The sequence below is a fragment of the Lelliottia sp. EB106-05-01-XG201 genome (assembly GCF_058791735.1).
The window spans coordinates 242,114-262,211 of the sequence record NZ_JBYTDV010000001.1 but is presented as its reverse complement, the minus strand read 5'-3'; the positions used below and the strand labels follow the sequence as shown (position 1 = coordinate 262,211).

General features: G+C 56.0%; 15 protein-coding genes and 1 riboswitch. Of the genes, 10 read left to right on the top strand and 5 right to left on the bottom strand.

Annotated features, from left to right (window positions below; all coding sequences use genetic code 11):
- Positions 1-15: 15 nt before the first annotated feature.
- From nfi to nudC, 3 genes are read right to left on the bottom strand one after another with little or no spacing between them, the layout of a single operon-like run.
- Positions 16-687, bottom strand: coding sequence for a deoxyribonuclease V (nfi, locus tag AC3WS9_RS01205; RefSeq protein ID WP_285154096.1), 672 nt, complete (start codon positions 685-687; stop codon positions 16-18).
- A gap of 8 nt (positions 688-695) precedes the next feature.
- Positions 696-1,760, bottom strand: coding sequence for a uroporphyrinogen decarboxylase (gene hemE / locus AC3WS9_RS01200; protein ID WP_282493085.1), 1,065 nt, complete (start codon positions 1,758-1,760; stop codon positions 696-698).
- Between the two features lie 44 nt (positions 1,761-1,804).
- Complete coding sequence (gene nudC / locus AC3WS9_RS01195; protein WP_202675141.1) at positions 1,805-2,578, bottom strand: NAD(+) diphosphatase; 774 nt, start codon at positions 2,576-2,578, stop codon at positions 1,805-1,807.
- A 97-nt stretch (positions 2,579-2,675) separates the two neighbouring features.
- On the opposite strand from nudC, the gene rsd reads away from it, so the two are divergent.
- The 10 genes from rsd to AC3WS9_RS01145 all read left to right on the top strand — a co-directional run bounded on the left by rsd (position 2,676) and on the right by AC3WS9_RS01145 (position 11,404).
- Positions 2,676-3,173: a sigma D regulator gene (gene rsd / locus AC3WS9_RS01190; protein WP_285150945.1), complete on the top strand. Its 498-nt coding sequence runs from the start codon at positions 2,676-2,678 to the stop codon at positions 3,171-3,173.
- A gap of 53 nt (positions 3,174-3,226) precedes the next feature.
- A riboswitch (TPP riboswitch) is annotated at positions 3,227-3,338 on the top strand.
- Positions 3,339-3,422: 84 nt separating this feature from the next.
- Complete coding sequence (gene thiC / locus AC3WS9_RS01185; protein WP_285150946.1) at positions 3,423-5,318, top strand: phosphomethylpyrimidine synthase ThiC; 1,896 nt, start codon at positions 3,423-3,425, stop codon at positions 5,316-5,318.
- A complete protein-coding gene (gene thiE / locus AC3WS9_RS01180; RefSeq protein WP_285150947.1) occupies positions 5,318-5,953 on the top strand; it encodes a thiamine phosphate synthase in 636 nt (211 codons plus the stop codon). The genes thiC and thiE overlap by 1 nt, the downstream gene beginning before the upstream one ends.
- A complete protein-coding gene (gene thiF, locus AC3WS9_RS01175; RefSeq protein WP_285150948.1) occupies positions 5,946-6,701 on the top strand; it encodes a thiazole biosynthesis adenylyltransferase ThiF in 756 nt (251 codons plus the stop codon). Before thiE ends, thiF begins: the two co-directional genes overlap by 8 nt.
- Complete coding sequence (gene thiS, locus AC3WS9_RS01170; RefSeq protein ID WP_285145693.1) at positions 6,685-6,885, top strand: sulfur carrier protein ThiS; 201 nt, start codon at positions 6,685-6,687, stop codon at positions 6,883-6,885. Before thiF ends, thiS begins: the two co-directional genes overlap by 17 nt.
- 1 nt (position 6,886) lies before the next feature.
- On the top strand, positions 6,887-7,657 hold the full coding sequence (thiG, locus tag AC3WS9_RS01165; protein ID WP_285150950.1) for a thiazole synthase: 771 nt from the start codon (positions 6,887-6,889) through the stop codon (positions 7,655-7,657).
- Complete coding sequence (gene thiH, locus AC3WS9_RS01160; RefSeq protein ID WP_492486256.1) at positions 7,654-8,787, top strand: 2-iminoacetate synthase ThiH; 1,134 nt, start codon at positions 7,654-7,656, stop codon at positions 8,785-8,787. The genes thiG and thiH overlap by 4 nt, the downstream gene beginning before the upstream one ends.
- A gap of 268 nt (positions 8,788-9,055) precedes the next feature.
- Positions 9,056-10,600 carry a diguanylate cyclase domain-containing protein gene (locus AC3WS9_RS01155; protein WP_492486254.1) on the top strand — a complete coding sequence of 515 codons (1,545 nt, stop codon included), beginning with the start codon at positions 9,056-9,058 and terminating at the stop codon, positions 10,598-10,600.
- A 177-nt stretch (positions 10,601-10,777) separates the two neighbouring features.
- On the top strand, positions 10,778-11,083 hold the full coding sequence (locus AC3WS9_RS01150) for a PTS sugar transporter subunit IIB (protein WP_095280284.1): 306 nt from the start codon (positions 10,778-10,780) through the stop codon (positions 11,081-11,083).
- Positions 11,084-11,086: 3 nt separating this feature from the next.
- Positions 11,087-11,404, top strand: a complete 318-nt coding sequence (locus AC3WS9_RS01145; protein WP_282493095.1) for a PTS lactose/cellobiose transporter subunit IIA — start codon at positions 11,087-11,089, stop codon at positions 11,402-11,404.
- A 114-nt stretch (positions 11,405-11,518) separates the two neighbouring features.
- Here AC3WS9_RS01145 and rpoC read toward each other — a convergent pair whose 3' ends face one another.
- Positions 11,519-15,742: a DNA-directed RNA polymerase subunit beta' gene (rpoC, locus tag AC3WS9_RS01140; RefSeq protein ID WP_282493096.1), complete on the bottom strand. Its 4,224-nt coding sequence runs from the start codon at positions 15,740-15,742 to the stop codon at positions 11,519-11,521.
- Between the two features lie 77 nt (positions 15,743-15,819).
- Positions 15,820-19,848: a DNA-directed RNA polymerase subunit beta gene (gene rpoB, locus AC3WS9_RS01135; RefSeq protein WP_285145695.1), complete on the bottom strand. Its 4,029-nt coding sequence runs from the start codon at positions 19,846-19,848 to the stop codon at positions 15,820-15,822.
- Positions 19,849-20,098 lie beyond the last annotated feature (250 nt).

Here is a 20,098-nt window from a genome sequence, read left to right as displayed (position 1 = left end):
CGCAGTTTACCTGAATCAACGCTGAATTTCCTGCCAACGAACAAATGCCGGACGCGCCGATGCGACTGCATCAGCCCAGCGCGTCGGCTCCGGTAAACGGTAGCCTTTCATACAGCGCTGCACCCATGCCAGCGCGCTGTCGGTGCTCACGCGATGCCCCGTCGCGATAAACAGCGGATTACACCGTGCCTTGCTGCGCCAGACCCACGCCAGCTGCTCGCCCTTATCCATCAGCGGTGCCAGTGCGCCGGGCTCGGCGGAGAGCGGCTCAAACTTGCCACACAGGCGTTTCTTCGCCACGCCGATCGTCGGCACATCCACCAGCAGGCCAAAATGGCTGGCGACACCGAGGCGGCGCGGGTGGGAAATCCCATGACCGTCGACGAACAGCAGATCGGGTTTTTGCGAGAGTTGCTCCCACGCTGCCAGCAGCGCGGGATATTCACGAAAGGAGAGAAAGCCCGGAATGTAAGGCATGGTGGTGGCGATACGCGCCACTTTGTACTCCACCAGCTCCAGCCCGGGCCAGGTTAAGAGCACCATTGCGGCTCGCGTCACTTCCCCGCCCTGCTCAAACCCGACATCGGCTCCGGCGATCAACGCCGGAGGATTTTTGTCAAAACGGTCCTCGCGGGAAACCGACGAGGCCAGTTCGATTTGCTGAGCGCGTAATGACGCGAGATCCATACTCACTCCTACTGGTGATACGGCGCAGAAAGCCGGTGTACTGCCTCCACAAACGCACCCGCGTGTTCTGGCGGAACGTCCTGGTGGATGCCGTGACCGAGGTTAAAGACGTGCCCTTCGCCCTTGCCGAAACCGGCCAGGATCGTCGCCACTTCTTCTTCGATACGTGCAGGCTGTGCGTAGAGCATGGACGGGTCCATATTGCCCTGCAGCGCCACTTTGTCACCCACGCGACGACGCGCATCGCCAATGTCGGTCGTCCAGTCGAGACCCAGCGCATCGCAGCCGGTCGCGGCCAGCGCTTCGAGCCACTGCCCGCCGCCTTTGGTAAACAGCGTCACCGGCACGCGACGGCCTTCGTTTTCACGCAGCAGGCCATCGACAATTTTATGCATGTAGTACAGGGAGAACTGCTGATAATCGCGCCCGGTCAGCACGCCGCCCCAGGTATCGAAAATCATCACCGACTGCGCGCCCGCTTTGATCTGAGCGTTCAGGTACAGGGTGACGCTCTTCGCCAGTTTGTCGAGCAGGGCATGCAGCGCCAGCGGCTCGGCATACATCATCTTTTTGATCACCGTGAAGGCTTTGCTGCTGCCGCCTTCCACCATGTAGGTCGCCAGCGTCCACGGGCTGCCGGAGAAGCCAATCAGCGGCACGTCGCCTTTCAGTTCGCGGCGGATGGTGCGCACCGCGTTCATCACGTAGCCCAGCTCCTGCTCAGGATCGGGGATCGGCAGCTTATCGACGTCAGCTTTGCTCTTAATCGGCGAGGTAAAGCGCGGGCCTTCGCCGGTTTCGAAATAGAGACCCAGCCCCATCGCGTCCGGGATGGTCAGGATGTCTGAAAAAAGGATCGCCGCGTCGAGCGGGAAACGGCGCAGCGGCTGCAGCGTGACTTCGCAGGCCAGCTCGGCGTTTTTGCACAGAGACATAAAATCGCCCGCTTCGGCGCGCGTGGCTTTGTATTCCGGCAAATAGCGGCCCGCCTGGCGCATCATCCACACCGGGGTGATATCAACGGGTTGGCGCAGCAGCGCACGCAGATAACGATCGTTCTTCAGTTCGGTCATTTTTGCAGTTCCTTAAGCGTCATGCCGCCAGTGTAACATGTGATTCATTCATAGTCGGCCCGACACATTGCCACCGTATCTTCTATCAGTCGGCGCGCCACGGTGCCCGGCGGCGGGAGGAGCGGTAAATCGTCGTAGCGATACCAGTTGGCTTCCAGCAGCTCTTTTTGGTCGATCACAATCTCGCCGCTGTCATAATCCGCCATAAACGCGGTCATCAAGGACATAGGGAACGGCCACGGCTGGGAGGTGACGTAACGCAGGTTTTTCACCTTGATGCTGCTCTCTTCCATCACTTCGCGGGCCACGGCCTGCTCAAGCGTCTCGCCCACTTCGACAAACCCGGCCAGCACCGTATGCACGCCGTTGCGATGGCGAGTATGTTGCGCCAGCAGAATGGAGTCATCACGACGAATGGCGACGATAATGCACGGGGCGATTTGCGGATAGTAGCGCTCGCGACAGTGGTTGCAGAGCATAGCCCACTCGGTTTTACTCCGGTGCATGGTGTGCCCGCAGTAGCCGCAATATTTGTGCGATCGGAAAAACTCGGCCAGCTGTACGCCGCGCCCGGCCAGCTGGAACAGGCCGACATCGAGATCCAGCACCTGGCGAACCGATCCCATCTCGTGATGGCGATGCTGCTGGATTAACCACACGGGATCGCCCTGCCACTCGCCGATCTTCAGCGCCTGCTGCCCCGCAAGATCGAAATTTTCAGCCTCGCCGTAGGGCAATTCTCCGCCGGGCAACCATAATTTTTGTTCGTGGCTGACGATCCACCAGCCGCGATCTAATTTTTCAATTATACGATCCATATCTATTGCACTACCTTTGCTTCACAGGCATGTTGATAACAATATTCTTACATTTTCGGGTGGCCAGCTTTTTCATCTTAACCTTGTGGAGTCAAACATGCTAAACCAGCTACAAAGCCTGACAGAGCGCGTTGGAGGAAGTCATCACCTGGTCGATCGCTGGCTGCACGTGCGCAAACATTTGCTTGTTGCCTACTACAATCTGGTTGGCATTAAGCCTGGCAAAGAATCGTATATGCGGTTGAATGAAAAAGCGCTGGATGATTTTTGTCAAAGCCTGGTCGACTACCTGTCTGACGGTCATTTTAATCTATATGAACGTATTATTCGCGAAATGGAAGGGACGACGCCGTATTTAGCGGCGACCAAACTCTATCCGCTGCTGGAGGCCAATACCCAGCAGATCATGGACTATTACGACTCAACGCTCGAAAACGCCATCGACCAGGACAATTATCTGGAGTTCCAGCAGGCCCTTTCCGATCTCGGCGAGGCGATGGAAGTCCGCTTCACGCTGGAAGACAAGCTCATCGCCCTGGTGCTGGACAGCGATCTGAAGGCCAGCAACGAAGACAACATCGCGCGACCGGCTTGAGTTCTTAAGCGTTAACGAGTAATTTACAAATATCGCGTCTGCACTGCAGGCGTGTTTTCTTGTCGGAGTGCCCAGTACAGAAATGTACGGGCTGAGACCGTTAATTCGGGATCCGCGGAACCTGATCAGGTTAATACCTGCGAAGGGAACAAGAGTCAAAAAGCTGTTGTATCGCCCTTCCCTGGGTGATCACTTCTCTTAGTTCATCCGTCGTCTGACAAGCCACTCCTTACTTTTTTGGAATGAGCTATGTCTGCCACTAAACTGACCCGCCGCGAGCAGCGCGCACAAGCCCAACACTTCATCGACACCCTGGAAGGCACCGCTTTCCCGAATTCTCGGCGCATCTACATCACCGGTTCGCAGGACGATATCCGCGTGCCGATGCGTGAAATCCAGCTCAGCCCGACGCTCATCGGCGGCAGCAAAGATAATCCCCAGTTCGAAGACAACGAAGCGGTACCGGTTTATGACACCTCTGGTCCTTACGGCGATACGGATGTAGCCATCAACGTGCAGCAGGGTCTGGCAAAACTGCGCCAACCGTGGATTGAAGCACGCCAGGACAGCGAATCTCTGACCGACCGTAGCTCCGCGTACACCAAAGAACGCCTGGCCGACGATGGTCTGGACGAACTGCGCTTTACCGGCCTGCTCACACCGAAACGCGCCAAAGCGGGCAAATGCGTGACCCAGCTCCATTACGCACGCTCAGGTGTCGTCACGCCTGAGATGGAGTTCATCGCCATTCGCGAAAACATGGGCCGCGAGCGCATCCGCAGTGAAGTGTTGCGCCACCAGCATCCGGGCGAAGGGTTTGGCGCTCGCCTGCCCGAGAACATCACCCCGGAATTCGTGCGTGACGAAGTCGCCGCCGGAAGAGCGATCATCCCCGCCAACATTAACCACCCGGAATCGGAGCCGATGATTATCGGCCGCAACTTCCTGGTGAAAGTGAACGCCAATATCGGCAACTCCGCGGTCACCTCTTCCATCGAAGAAGAGGTCGAAAAACTGGTGTGGTCGACCCGCTGGGGTGCGGACACGGTGATGGACCTCTCCACCGGGCGCTACATCCACGAAACCCGCGAGTGGATCCTGCGTAACAGCCCGGTGCCGATCGGCACCGTTCCGATCTACCAGGCGCTGGAGAAGGTGAACGGGATCGCCGAAGATCTCACCTGGGAAGCCTTCCGCGATACCCTGCTGGAGCAGGCGGAACAGGGGGTGGACTACTTCACCATTCACGCCGGGGTGTTGCTGCGCTACGTGCCGATGACCGCCAAACGTCTGACCGGGATTGTGTCGCGCGGCGGCTCGATTATGGCGAAATGGTGCCTGTCGCATCATCAGGAGAACTTTCTCTACGAACACTTCCGCGAGATTTGTGAAATCTGCGCCGCGTACGATGTTTCCTTGTCTCTGGGCGACGGTCTGCGCCCGGGCTCCATTCGCGACGCCAACGACGAAGCACAGTTTGCCGAGCTGCACACCCTCGGCGAATTGACCAAAATCGCCTGGGAATATGACGTGCAGGTGATGATCGAAGGCCCGGGCCACGTGCCGATGCAGATGATCCGCCGCAACATGACCGAAGAACTGGAGCACTGCCACGAGGCGCCGTTCTACACCCTGGGGCCGCTGACCACCGATATTGCACCGGGCTATGACCATTTCACCTCCGGCATCGGCGCGGCGATGATCGGCTGGTTTGGCTGCGCCATGCTCTGCTACGTCACCCCGAAAGAGCACCTCGGCCTGCCGAACAAAGAGGACGTGAAGCAGGGGCTGATCACCTACAAAATCGCCGCCCACGCCGCCGATTTAGCCAAAGGCCACCCTGGGGCGCAGATCCGCGACAACGCCATGTCCAAAGCGCGCTTCGAGTTCCGCTGGGAAGACCAGTTCAACCTGGCCCTCGACCCGTTCACCGCCCGCGCCTATCACGATGAAACCCTGCCGCAGGAGTCCGGCAAAGTGGCGCACTTCTGCTCCATGTGCGGACCGAAATTCTGCTCGATGAAAATCAGCCAGGAAGTGCGTGACTATGCCGCGAAGCAGGTGATTGAAGTCGGCATGGCCGATATGTCGGAAAACTTCCGCGCCAAAGGCGGCGAAATCTACCTCAAAAAAGAGGAGGCGTAATGGTTCAGCCCAATTTTCCAACCGTGCCCCGGCGTTTAGGGCTTTATCCGGTGGTCGACAGCGTGGAGTGGATTGAGCGCCTGCTTGAGACTGGCGTGAAAACGATTCAACTACGCATTAAAGACCAGCGTGATGACGAGGTCGAAAGTGATGTGTCTGCCGCCATCGCACTGGGGCGTCGGTATGACGCCCGGGTGTTCATCAACGACTACTGGCAGCTGGCGATTAAGCATCAGGCCTACGGCGTGCATCTGGGACAGGAGGATCTCGAAACCGCCGATCTGAACGCGATCCGGAAGGCCGGTTTGCGCCTCGGCGTGTCGACTCACGACGATATGGAGATCGATGTGGCGCTCGCCGCACGGCCGTCCTATATCGCCCTCGGCCACGTCTTCCCGACGCAAACCAAACAGATGCCCTCGGCCCCGCAGGGGCTGGCGCAGCTGGCACGTCACATCGAACGTCTGGCCGATTATCCGACCGTGGCCATCGGCGGCATCAGCCTTGATCGCGCCCCGGCGGTGCTGGAGACCGGCGTCGGGAGTATCGCGGTAGTCAGCGCCATTACTCAGGCGGTGGACTGGCAGGCGGCGACTGCACAGCTCTTGCAACTGGCGGGAGCGGGCGATGAATGACAGCGACTTCATGCGCTACAGCCGCCAGATCCTGCTGGAGGATATCGCCGTCGACGGTCAACAAAAGCTGCTCGACAGCCGGGTATTGATTGTCGGGCTGGGCGGGCTCGGCGCGCCTGCTGCGCTGTATCTGGCCGGAGCGGGCATCGGAACGCTGGTATTAGCCGACGATGACGACATCCACATCAGCAATCTGCAGCGGCAGATCCTGTTCACCACCGAGGATGTGAACGCGTCAAAAGCGCAGATCACCACTCAACGGCTGAACGCCCTCAACCCTGAAATTGCGCTCATCGCCGTGCAACAGCGACTGGACGGGGAAACCCTGCGTCAGGAAGTTGCCCGCGCGGACGTGGTGCTGGATTGCACCGACAATATGGCGACACGCCAGGCGATCAACGCCGCCTGCGTGGCGCTCAATACCCCGCTCATCACCGCCAGCGCCGTTGGATTCGGCGGGCAAATGATGGTCCTGACGCCGCCGTGGACGCAGGGCTGCTACCGCTGCCTGTGGCCCGATGACGCAGAGCCGCAGCGCAACTGCCGCACGGCCGGCATCCTCGGGCCGGTGGTCGGGGTGATGGGGACTCTGCAGGCGCTGGAAGCCATCAAGCTGCTCAGCGGAATGGAGACGCCGCGCAATACGCTGCGCATGTTCGATGGCCGCTCGGGTAACTGGCGACATCTGGCGCTCCAGCGTGCCAGCGGGTGCAGCGTCTGCGGAGGGCATCATGCGGATTCTGTTTAACGATGAACCGATGCAGTGCGCCGAGGGGCTGACCATCGCCACGCTTCTCGACCAGCTACGCCAGTTGAAACCCGGCGTGGCGCTGGCCCTTAACCAACAGATCCTGCCGCGCGAGCGGTGGGAACGTCAGCAGGTGCGCGATGGCGATCAGATCCTGCTTTTTCAGGTCATCGCGGGAGGCTGACATGTTACGTATTGCCGATAAAACCTTTGATTCACATCTCTTCACCGGCACCGGAAAATTCGCGTCGCCACAGCTGATGGTGGATGCCATTCGCGAAAGCGGCAGCCAGCTGGTGACGCTGGCGATGAAGCGCGTGGACCTGCGCAACCACAGCGATGCGATTCTGGCCCCGCTGCTGGCGGCAGGCGTGACGCTGCTGCCCAACACCTCCGGGGCGAAAACGGCAGAAGAGGCGGTGTTTGCCGCCCAGCTGGCACGCGAAGCGCTGGGCACCCGCTGGCTGAAACTGGAAATTCACCCGGACGCGCGCTGGCTGCTGCCCGATCCTATCGAAACCCTGAAGGCCGCCGAAATTCTGGTTAAACAGGGGTTCACCGTTCTGCCCTACTGCGGCGCGGACCCCGTGCTCTGCAAGCGCCTTGAGGACGTCGGCTGCGCGGCGGTCATGCCCCTCGGCGCGCCCATTGGCTCCAATCAGGGGCTGGAGACTCGCGCGATGCTGGAGATCATCATCGAACAGGCCACCGTTCCCGTGGTCGTCGATGCGGGCATCGGCGTGCCGAGCCACGCGGCACAGGCGCTGGAGATGGGTGCCGACGCCGTACTGGTCAATACAGCCATTGCGGTGGCTGACGATCCGGTGATGATGGCGCGCGCGTTCCGTCTGGCCGTCGAGGCGGGCGTGCTGGCGCGTCACTCCGGGCCAGGCTCGCGCCATTTTCAGGCGCAGGCCACCAGCCCGCTGACCGGCTTTCTGGAGGCGTACTCATGAGCACCTTCGCTGACCGCTGGCGGGAGCTGAACTGGGACGACATCCGTCTGCGGATCAACAGCAAAACGGCGGCTGACGTCGAGCGCGCCCTGAACGCGCGGCATCTGACCCGCGAGGACATGATGGCTCTGCTCTCCCCTGCCGCCAGCGCCTGTCTGGAGCCGATGGCGCAGCGCGCACAGCGGCTCACGCGCCAGCGTTTTGGCAACACGGTGAGCTTTTACGTGCCGCTCTATCTCTCCAACCTGTGCGCCAATGATTGCACCTACTGCGGTTTTTCCATGAGCAATCGCATCAAACGCAAAACCCTCGACGCGGAGGAGATCGCCCGCGAATGCGTCGCCATCCGCGAGATGGGTTTTGAGCACCTCCTGCTGGTCACCGGGGAGCATCAGGGAAAAGTGGGGATGGATTATTTCCGTGAGCATCTTCCCGCCATTCGTCGTCGGTTTTCATCGTTGCAGATGGAAGTGCAGCCCTTGTCGGAAGACGAGTACGCGGAGCTGAAAACCCTCGGGCTGGACGGCGTGATGGTCTATCAGGAGACTTATCACGAAGCCATGTACGCCCAGCATCACCTGAAGGGGAAAAAGCAGGATTTCCTCTTCCGCCTGGAAACCCCGGACCGGCTGGGGCGCGCGGGGATCGATAAAATCGGTCTCGGCGCGCTGATTGGGCTGTCCGACAGCTGGCGCGTGGATTGCTTTATGGTGGCGGAGCATCTGCTGTGGCTCCAGCAGCACTACTGGCAGAGCCGCTACTCGATCTCTTTCCCGCGACTTAGGCCCTGCGCGGGCGGTATCGAACCGGCGTCGATCATGGACGAACGCCAGTTGGTACAGGTCATCTGCGCGTTTCGCCTGCTGGCACCGGAAGTTGAGCTGTCATTGTCGACCCGGGAGTCCCCGGAGTTTCGCGATCGGGTGATTCCGTTGGCCATCAACAACGTCAGCGCCTTTTCCAAAACTCAGCCTGGCGGGTATGCGGACAATCATCCCGAGCTGGAGCAGTTTGCTCCGCACGATGGCCGTCGACCTGAAGAGGTGGCCCAGGCGCTCAGCATGCAGGGATTACAACCGGTGTGGAAAGACTGGGACAGCTGGCTGGGACGCGCCTCGCAGTTACGCTGAAACGGCCTACAACGGCGCGAAAAGCTCTCGAGGCGGCTCGGAGCGTTATCATCGGGCGATTGCTGACTTTCGCCCGTTTTTTTAATCTGCCAGGGTCAGCAGCGGATGCTGACCAGGGCGAAAAGCTTCTTCCTCGATTCGCCCTGCCTTCACAAACCAGGAAGTTTCGGGTCAGTTATTAAGATAAATCATTCGGCCTGCTACGCTGAGACGTATAATAAACCAGCACCCATTTGGACTATTACCTCTTCTGGACTCCTGACGACTCATGCCTGTTCATAGCAGAAAGCTCTCTTTCACAACGCCAATCCTGGTGAGTTTTGCAGGGATCCTGATCGGTTTCGTTCTGATCGCCGTGTTTATCACCCTGACGCAGAGAAAGGATTTTGTAGAGGATTATCATAAGATTAACGGTAATTTCACCCACAATCTGGCGGTGAACTACACAGAATCTATCCTGCGTGAAAACGACCATATTCTCGGGCGGGCGGTCACCTTCTTCTCCCGCAACGACCAGCTCGGCAACATGGTGAATGTCGATCGCGAGAAAGGATTGCAGGTCCTGATGCAGTTACAGAACCTGATGCCGAACGTGTCGGCGATTTCCCTGGCTGACTCGCAGGGAAATTACCTGCGCGCCCCCGAAGTCTTAGCCAGTGACAGCAGCAAACTGTTTGATCCCCGCATCCGCCCGTGGTTCGTCGGGCAGGCTCAGGCCAGCACCTTAAGTCGCTATACCAGCCCCTATACGGATTACTTTACTCATCATCCCACCATCACAATTTACCGGCCCGTGATAACGCCGGAAGGCAGACTGAAAGGCACTCTCGCATTTCATCTGGATCTGACCGCCATGGGCTATACCCTGCGCCAGATGGTCTCTCCGGTACAGGGTGAATTCTTCGTCGTGGAGCGTGATGGAAAAGTGGTGCTTCATCCCGATACCAGCGCCCTGTTTAAACCCTATGTCAGTGAAGAGCTGATGGCTAAGATGACCAGCGGGGAAGGACATACCTACGATCGTAAAACAGGTTACTGGTATTACTATTACGCCTTTACGAACCCGGACTGGCTGGTCATTTATCGCGTGTCGAATACCACGTTAACCGACATCACACGCCACGAGACCAACATTGTCAGTTGGGGATTTGCGCTGGCCGCCATCGTAATTATCCTGTTTGGCCTCTATCTGCGCCACGCATCGCGTACGGTGCTGATGAACATCATCAACGCCATTAAAACCGGCGAGGTAAATCAGGCGCCGCGGCTGGAGGCGATGCTCAGTAAAGCCATTCTGAAGAACAAAGAGCGCGAGCGAGATTATGTGCGCCAGGCGACCGTGGATGCCCTCACCGGCTGTAAGAATCGCCGCGCCTTCGACAGCGATATCGCAGCGCTGATGAAAGAGCATCAGCCCTTTGCGCTGGCACTGGTGGATATCGATAATTTCAAATCCATCAACGACACCTGGGGTCATCTGAGCGGCGACATTGTGCTGCGCAACGTCGCCCGGGAAGGCATCCAGGTGATGCAGCCTCAGCATATTTCCGTCTATCGCTACGGCGGTGAGGAGTTTGCCGTTGTCTTCCCGGCAGAGCATCTCGAAACCGCCTTTGGCCTGCTGGAAGAGTGGCGACTTCAGGTAGCGGAACGTACCTGGCGGGAAGAGGCGTTGCATGTCACCTTCAGCGCCGGGCTGGGCGAGTGGCACTTCGAGCCGCTGGAGCAATTAATTGGCAGCGTGGATGAGGCGCTCTACAAAGCCAAACAGCAGGGCAAAAACCGTATTCTTCTGACATCCACTCACGCATAACGCCGCTTTCCAGAAGCCCGCTTTTGGCGGGCGCATCCCTTCGTCGGTAAAAATTGTAACCGGTTTCAGAAAAAGCAGATTTCTTTGTGATGCCTCACACACAATCGTGGTAAAGCGGTTGTTGAAGCGGCCTGCACGGGATAATTATCAAGAAACACATGTACATCGAGGCTGACTATGAAGAACATCGTTTTATGCTGTGCGGCGGGTATGTCTACCAGCATGCTGGTTCAACGCATGAAAGACGCCGCAGATAAAAAAGGCGTTGAAGTAACCATCAAAGCCGTGCCGGTTGCTGAATTTAAAGACAATATTGCTACCGCCGACATCGTATTACTGGGGCCACAGGTTAAATACGAACTGGCAAAACTTCAGGCTCAGGCCGAACCGCTGGGCAAAAAAGTCGCGGTGATCGATATGATGGATTACGGCATGATGAAAGGCGATGTCGTTCTTGAAAAAGCCCTCAAACTGCTGGAGTAAGACATGGAAGATTTAGAAACGACCATCATGGAGTTGCTGGTAAACGCGGGCGCGGCGCGCAGCGCTGCTTTAACCGCGCTGCAACTGGCACGTAAAGGTGATTTCGCGGGTGCCGAGCAGGCGATGGAAGAGTCGCGTGAATACGTGAAGCATGCACACACCATTCAGACGCAGCTGATTGGCCTTGATGAAGGCACAGGCAAACTCCCTGTGAATCTGATTACCGTCCACTCCCAGGACCACCTGATGAACGCGATGGTGATTCAGGATCTGGCGGGCGATATGATCGAACTTTATCGTCGCTTACCGCTGCTGAACTAAATAAATACAGACGTAAAAAAACCCGCCGAGGCGGGTTTTTTGTTGTCGGGTGGCGCTACGCTTACCCGACCTACGCTCCGTTACCCGGCAATTTTCACCGCCGGGCATCAACGATTAATCGTTGTCAGAGCCGCCCAGACCTGCGTTCAGCAGTTCTGCCAGGCTTGCAGAAGCATCTTCCGCAGTGACCTGAGGTGCAGCTGGCAGTTCGCCCGCAGCACGACGACGCATACGATCCTGGTGATAAGCATAACCGGTACCAGCCGGGATCAGACGACCCACGATGACGTTCTCTTTCAGACCGCGCAGTTCATCACGTTTACCTGCAACAGCCGCTTCGGTCAGGACACGCGTGGTCTCCTGGAAGGATGCTGCAGAGATGAATGACTCGGTTGCCAGAGACGCTTTGGTGATACCCAGCAGGTCGCGGGAGTACAGCGCCGCCACTTTGCCGTTCGCTTCCAGATCGCGGTTCGCAATCTTGACGCGGGAGTATTCCACCTGCTCGCCTTCCAGGAAGTCCGAGCTGCCAGCGCTATCGATGGTTGCTTTACGCAGCATCTGACGAACGATAACTTCGATGTGTTTATCGTTAATCTTAACGCCTTGCAGACGGTAAACGTCCTGTACTTCGTTGGTGATGTAACGCGTAACCGCGTGAACACCACGAAGACGCAGAATGTCGTGCGGCGCTTCTGGACCATCGGAAACCACGTCACCACGTTCTACACGTTCGCCTTCGAACACGTTGAGCTGACGCCACTTAGGAATCATCTCTTCGTATGGCTCGCTACCGTCTAACGGAGTGATAACCAGACGACGTTTCCCTTTGGTTTCTTTACCGAAGGAAATGATGCCGCTGATTTCCGCAAGGATAGCTGGCTCTTTCGGACGACGTGCTTCGAACAGGTCAGCAACGCGTGGCAGACCACCGGTAATGTCTTTGGTACCGCTGGATTCCTGAGGAATACGCGCCAGGGCGTCACCCGCACTGATCTGAATACCATCTTCCAGCTGTACAATCGCTTTACCTGGCAGGAAGTACTGAGCAGGCATATCGGTACCTGGGATCAGAACGTCGTTACCGTTGGCATCAACGATTTTCAGTGCCGGACGCAGATCTTTACCACCCGCGGTACGTTCTGCAGAATCCAGAACCACCAGAGAGGAGAGACCGGTCAGTTCGTCGGTCTGACGAGTAATCGTCTGGCCATCGATCATATCGGTGAAGCGAATGAAACCTGCCACTTCGGTGATAACCGGCATGGTGTGTGGGTCCCAGTTTGCTACGGTCTCGCCGCCAGCAACCTGCTCGCCATCGCCTTTCGCCATCACAGCACCGTAAGGGACTTTGTAGCTTTCTTTGGTACGACCGAATTCGTCGATCAGCTTCAGCTCGGTGTTACGAGAGGTCACAACCAGCTTGCCAGCGGAGTTAATAACCGACTTGGCGTTAGACAGCTTGATGCTACCCTTGTTTTTCACCTGAATGCTGGATTCAGCAGCCGCACGAGATGCCGCACCACCGATGTGGAACGTACGCATCGTCAGCTGTGTACCCGGCTCACCGATGGACTGTGCCGCGATAACGCCGATTGCTTCACCTTTGTTGATGATGTGGCCACGCGCCAGGTCACGACCATAGCAGTGGGCACACACACCAAAGTCGGTGTCACAAGATACGACGGAGCGCACTTTCACGGAGTCAACAGAGTTCTCTTCCAGCAGGTCACACCACTGTTCGTGCAGCAGAGTGTTGCGTGGAACAAGAATGTCTGCGGTACCTGGCTTCAGAATGTCTTCAGCAGTCACACGACCCAGAACGCGATCGCGCAGTGGCTCTTTAACATCACCACCCTCGATAACCGGGGTCATGGTGATACCTTCGAGGGTGCCACAATCGTCTTCGGTCACCACCAGATCCTGCGCAACGTCAACCAGACGACGCGTCAGATAACCGGAGTTAGCTGTTTTCAATGCGGTATCCGCCAGACCTTTACGAGCACCGTGCGTGGAGATGAAGTACTGGAGTACGTTCAGACCTTCACGGAAGTTCGCGGTGATTGGCGTCTCGATGATGGAACCATCTGGTTTCGCCATCAGACCACGCATACCTGCCAGCTGACGAATCTGTGCTGCGGAACCACGCGCACCGGAGTCGGCCATCATGTAGATGCTGTTGAAGGAAACCTGCTGCTCTTCTTTACCTTCACGGTTAATGACGGTTTCAGTTTGCAGGTTGTCCATCATCGCTTTGGAAACGCGATCGTTCGCCGCAGCCCAAATATCGATAACCTTGTTGTAGCGTTCGCCCGCGGTAACCAGACCAGACTGGAACTGCTCCTGGATTTCGGCCACTTCGGCTTCTGCTTCGCTGATGATCTCGTATTTCTTCTGTGGGATCACCATGTCATCGATACCAACAGATGCACCTGAACGCGCTGCATATGCAAAGCCGGTGTACATCGTCTGGTCAGCGAAGATAACGGTCGGTTTCAGACCTAAAATGCGGTAACAGGTGTTCAGCATTTTGGAGATCGCTTTCTTGCCCAGCGCCTGGTTGACGATGGAGAAAGGCAGACCTTTCGGCACGATCATCCACAGAATCGCACGACCTACGGTGGTGTCGATAATGCTGGTTTTCGCAACGAATTCGCCGTTAGCATCTTTTTCGTATTCAGTGATACGCACTTTAACGCGCGCATGCAGAGAGGCCAGGCCAGCGCGGTAAATACGCTCAGCTTCTTTAGGGCCAGTCAGCACCATGCCTTCGCCTTTGGCGTTAACACAGTCACGGGTCATGTAGTACAGACCCAGTACAACGTCCTGAGAAGGAACGATGATTGGCTCGCCGTTCGCAGGTGACAGGATGTTGTTGGTAGACATCATCAGCGCACGCGCTTCGAGCTGGGCTTCCAGCGTCAGCGGTACGTGAACAGCCATCTGGTCACCATCGAAGTCGGCGTTATATGCCGCACAAACCAGCGGGTGCAGCTGAATTGCTTTACCTTCGATCAGAACAGGTTCAAACGCCTGGATACCCAAACGGTGCAGAGTTGGTGCACGGTTCAGCAGTACCGGGTGTTCGCGGATCACTTCGTCCAGGATATCCCAAACGACAGCTTCTTCGCGCTCAACCATTTTCTTAGCGGCTTTGATGGTCGTGGCGAGGCCACGCAGTTCCAGCTTGCCGTAGATGAACGGTTTGAACAGTTCCAGTGCCATTTTCTTCGGCAGACCGCACTGATGCAGACGCAGGTATGGACCTACGGTGATTACAGAACGACCGGAGTAGTCAACACGCTTACCGAGCAGGTTCTGACGGAAACGACCCTGTTTACCTTTGATCATATCGGCCAAAGATTTCAGAGGACGTTTGTTAGAACCGGTGATCGCACGACCGCGACGACCGTTATCCAGCAGGGCGTCGACCGCTTCCTGCAGCATACGTTTTTCGTTACGTACGATGATGTCAGGCGCAGCCAGATCCAACAGTCGTTTCAGACGGTTGTTACGGTTGATCACGCGACGATACAGATCGTTCAGGTCGGACGTTGCGAAACGACCACCATCCAGCGGAACCAGCGGACGCAGATCTGGCGGCAGAACCGGCAGAACGGTCAGGATCATCCACTCTGGTTTGTTACCAGACTGAACGAACGCTTCCAGCAGTTTGATACGCTTGGTCAGCTTCTTACGTTTGGTTTCGGAGTTGGTTTCGTTCAGCTCTTCACGCAGCTGCTCGCACTCTTGCTCCAGATCCATGCTTTTCAGCAGGGCCTGGATAGCTTCCGCACCCATTTTTGCGTCGAATTCGTCACCGAACTCTTCCAGCGCGTCCAGATACTGTTCTTCGGTCAGAATCTGGTTACGTTCCAGATTCGTCATCCCGCCTTCGATAACCACATAAGATTCGAAGTACAGAACACGTTCGATATCGCGCAGCGGCATATCCAGCAGCAGGCCGATACGGGACGGCAGAGATTTCAGGAACCAGATGTGAGCAGTCGGAGACGCCAGCTCGATGTGGCCCATGCGCTCACGGCGCACTTTGGTCTGGGTCACTTCAACGCCGCACTTCTCACAGATCACACCACGGTGTTTCAGGCGCTTGTACTTACCGCACAGGCACTCGTAATCTTTTACTGGCCCGAAAATACGCGCACAGAAAAGGCCGTCACGCTCAGGTTTGAACGTACGGTAGTTGATGGTTTCCGGCTTCTTAACTTCACCGAAAGACCATGAACGGATCATGTCTGGCGAGGCCAGAGCAATTTTGATCGCATCAAACTCTTCGGTTTTAGTTTGCGCTTTCAGAAACTTTAATAAGTCTTTCACGGATTTGCTCCCGTCGGAGTTAGCACAATCTGGTGCCGGGTTATTAATCCGGCACCAGTGACCTGTTTGAGCGAGAGTTACTCGTCTTCCAGCTCGATGTTGATACCCAGGGAACGGATCTCTTTCAACAGTACGTTGAAGGATTCCGGCATGCCCGGTTCCATCTGATGGTTACCGTCGACGATGTTTTTATACATCTTCGTACGGCCGTTCACGTCATCAGACTTAACGGTAAGCATTTCCTGCAGGGTGTATGCCGCGCCATATGCTTCAAGCGCCCACACTTCCATCTCACCGAAGCGCTGACCACCGAACTGTGCCTTACCACCCAGCGGCTGCTGGGTAACCAGGCTGTAAGAACCGGTAGAACGCGCATGCATCTTGTCATCAACCAGGTGGTTCAGTTTCAGCATGTACATGTAGCCAACGGTAACCTGGCGCTCGAATTGCTCACCGGTACGACCGTCGAACAGTGTGATCTGACCGGAAGTCGGCAGGCCACCCAGCTGTAACAGTTCCTTGATTTCAGACTCTTTCGCACCATCGAAGACCGGTGTTGCGATCGGCATACCTTTTTTCAGGTTCTCAGCCAGACGCAGAACTTCGTCATCGCTGAAGGTGTTCAGGTCAACTTTCTGACGAACATCAGTGCCCAGATCGTACGCACGCTGGATGAATTCGCGCAGTTTCGCGACTTCTTCCTGCTGCTTCAGCATGGCGTTGATTTTCTCGCCGATACCTTTCGCAGCCATACCCAGGTGAGTTTCGAGGATCTGACCAATGTTCATACGAGACGGTACACCCAGTGGGTTCAGCACGATATCTACCGGCGTACCGTTAGCATCGTGAGGCATATCTTCGATCGGGTTGATCTTGGAGATAACACCTTTGTTACCGTGACGACCTGCCATTTTATCACCAGGTTGAATCTGACGTTTAACGGCCAGATAAACCTTAACAATCTTCAGCACGCCTGGTGCCAGATCGTCGCCCTGAGTGATTTTGCGGCGTTTCGCTTCGAGTTTTTTCTCGAACTCGTGTTTCAGTTCGTCGTACTGCTCGGCCAGCTGTTCCAGCTGACTTTGTTTCTCTTCGTCGGCCAGGCCCAGTTCCAGCCAGCGGTCGCGCGGCAGCTTGTCGAGCTTCTCAGCTTCAATGCCACCAGACACCAGCGCTGCGTAGATACGACTAAACAGGCCAGCTTCGAGGATCTGCAATTCTTCAGACAGGTCTTTCTTCGCCTGCTTCAGCTGCATCTCTTCGATTTCGAGCGCACGTTTGTCTTTTTCTACGCCATCGCGAGTAAAGACCTGAACGTCGATAACCGTACCGGAAACACCGTTTGGTACACGCAGAGAAGAGTCTTTAACGTCAGACGCTTTCTCACCGAAGATCGCACGCAGCAGTTTCTCTTCTGGCGTCAGCTGGGTTTCACCTTTCGGCGTAACCTTACCAACCAGAATATCGCCGCCGGTCACTTCTGCACCGATGTAAACGATACCGGATTCATCAAGTTTAGAGAGCGCAGCTTCACCCACGTTCGGGATGTCAGCGGTGATCTCTTCTGGCCCCAGCTTAGTGTCACGGGACACACATGCCAGTTCCTGAATGTGAATCGTGGTGAAACGATCTTCCTGAACCACACGCTCGGAAACGAGGATGGAGTCTTCGAAGTTGTAACCGTTCCACGGCATGAACGCTACGCGCATGTTCTGACCGAGAGCCAGTTCACCGAGATCGGTAGACGGACCATCTGCCAGCACGTCGCCGCGCTCAACCGGCTCACCCAGGGAGACACACGGCATCTGGTTGATGCAGGTGTTCTGGTTAGAACGGGTGTACTTCGTCAGGTTATAGATGTCGATGCCTGCTTCGCCCGGATACATCTCGTCTTCGTTAACTTTGATAACGATACGGGAAGCATCAACGTACTGAACAGTACCGCCACGTTTAGCAACCGCGGTTACACCGGAGTCAACGGCAACAGCACGTTCCATACCGGTACCAACCAGCGGCTTATCAGCGCGCAGAGTCGGAACCGCCTGACGTTGCATGTTCGCACCCATCAATGCACGGTTGGCGTCATCGTGTTCCAGGAATGGAATCAGGGACGCACCAACAGAGACGATCTGCTGAGTGGAAACGTCCATGTAGTCCACCTGATCATTGCTGAACAGGCTGGATTCGCCTTTGCTACGGCAGGTCACGAGATCGTCAACGAAACGACCTTCTTCGTCCAGGTTGGTGTTCGCCTGAGCGATGACGTAGTTACCTTCTTCGATAGCAGACAGGTAATGAATTTCGTCGGTGACAACACCGTCAGTCACTTTACGGTACGGAGTCTCAAGGAAACCGTATTCGTTAGTCTGTGCGTACACGGACAGGGAGTTGATCAGACCGATGTTTGGACCTTCAGGCGTTTCGATTGGACATACGCGACCGTAGTGAGTCGGGTGTACGTCTCGAACTTCAAAGCCTGCACGTTCACGGGTCAGACCGCCTGGGCCGAGTGCAGAGATACGACGTTTGTGCGTAATCTCGGACAGTGGGTTGTTCTGGTCCATGAACTGAGACAGCTGGCTGGAACCAAAGAACTCTTTCACTGCGGCAGAAATTGGCTTGGCGTTGATCATATCCTGAGGCATCAGGGTATCCAGATCGCCCAGAGACAGACGCTCTTTCACCGCACGCTCAACACGTACCAGGCCAACGCGGAACTGGTTTTCCGCCATTTCGCCTACGGAACGGATACGACGGTTGCCGAGGTGGTCGATATCATCCACTTCGCCTTTGCCGTTACGGATATCAATGAGCTTTTTCATCACTTCGATGATGTCTTCTTTGCTCAGGATACCGGAACCTTCGATCGCGTCACGCAGCAGAGAACGGTTGAACTTCATACGACCAACCGCGGACAGATCGTAGCGGTCTTCGGAGAAGAACAGGTTCTCGAACAGGCTTTCAGCCGCTTCACGAGTTGGTGGCTCACCAGGACGCATCATGCGGTAGATTTCTACCAGTGCGCTCAGACGATCGGTCGTTGGGTCGACACGTACAGTCTCAGAGATGTACGGACCGTGGTCCAGATCGTTGGTGAACAGCGTTTCGATGCGTTTGTGGCCAGACTGGCTCAGCTTAGCCAACAGATCCAGGCTCAGCTCCATGTTAGCCGGGCAGATCAGTTCGCCAGTAGATGCATCAACGTAATCTTTTGCTGCCACTTTGCCCGCGATGTATTCAACCGGAACTTCGATGTGTTTGATTTCATCTTTTTCCAGCTGGCGGATATGGCGCGCAGTGATACGGCGACCTTTTTCCACGTACACTTTGCCGTCGGATTCGATGTCGAACGACGCGGTCTCACCACGCAGACGTTCCGGCAGCAGCTCCATTTGCAGCTTGTTGTCGCGGATCTCAAAGATCACTTTCTCGAAGAACAGGTCAAGGATCTGCTCAGTGGTGTATTGCAGCGCACGCAGAATGATGGTCGCTGGCAGTTTACGACGACGGTCGATACGGACAAACAGGTTGTCTTTCGGATCGAACTCGAAGTCCAGCCATGAACCACGGTAAGGAATGATACGCGCGTTATACAGTACTTTACCGGAAGAGTGTGTTTTACCTTTATCGCTGTCGAAGAAGACGCCCGGGCTACGATGCAGCTGGGAAACGATAACACGCTCTGTACCGTTGATGACAAAAGTACCGTTGTCCGTCATGAGTGGAATTTCACCCATGTAGACTTCTTGTTCTTTAATGTCTTTAACGGTGCCTTCTGGCGCTTCGCGCTCATAGACAACCAGACGCAGTTTGACGCGCAGCGGTGCGGAATAGGTCACACCACGGATCTGACATTCCTGAACGTCAAATACCGGTTCGCCAAGGCGGTAGCTGACGTACTGCAGCTCAGAATTACCGCTATAGCTTTTGATTGGGAATACGGAACGGAAGGCTGCTTCCAGACCATACTGCCCTTCAGGATCTTGCTCGATAAACTTCTGGAACGAGTCAAGCTGGATAGAAAGGAGATAAGGTATATCCAGAACTTGTGGACGTTTACCAAAATCCTTACGAATACGTTTTTTCTCGGTATAGGAGTAAACCATTAGGGTTCCTCAGCTCGCTGACAAGTCGACCCATCTGTCCGACGAAGGGACAGTTTGTGCAACACCGTTTTGTTGATCGGAAAATTGAATACTTTCCGCAATACCTGTTGCTATCACGCTTAAACCATTTCGTTGCGATTTACACAGAGCGAGCACCCTGTCGCAGTATATTAAGGCGTCGATAGAAACAAGCATTGTCAGGACAACCAGCAGTCAAACAGTGTGAAATGCTACTGGCGCCTTACAGCGC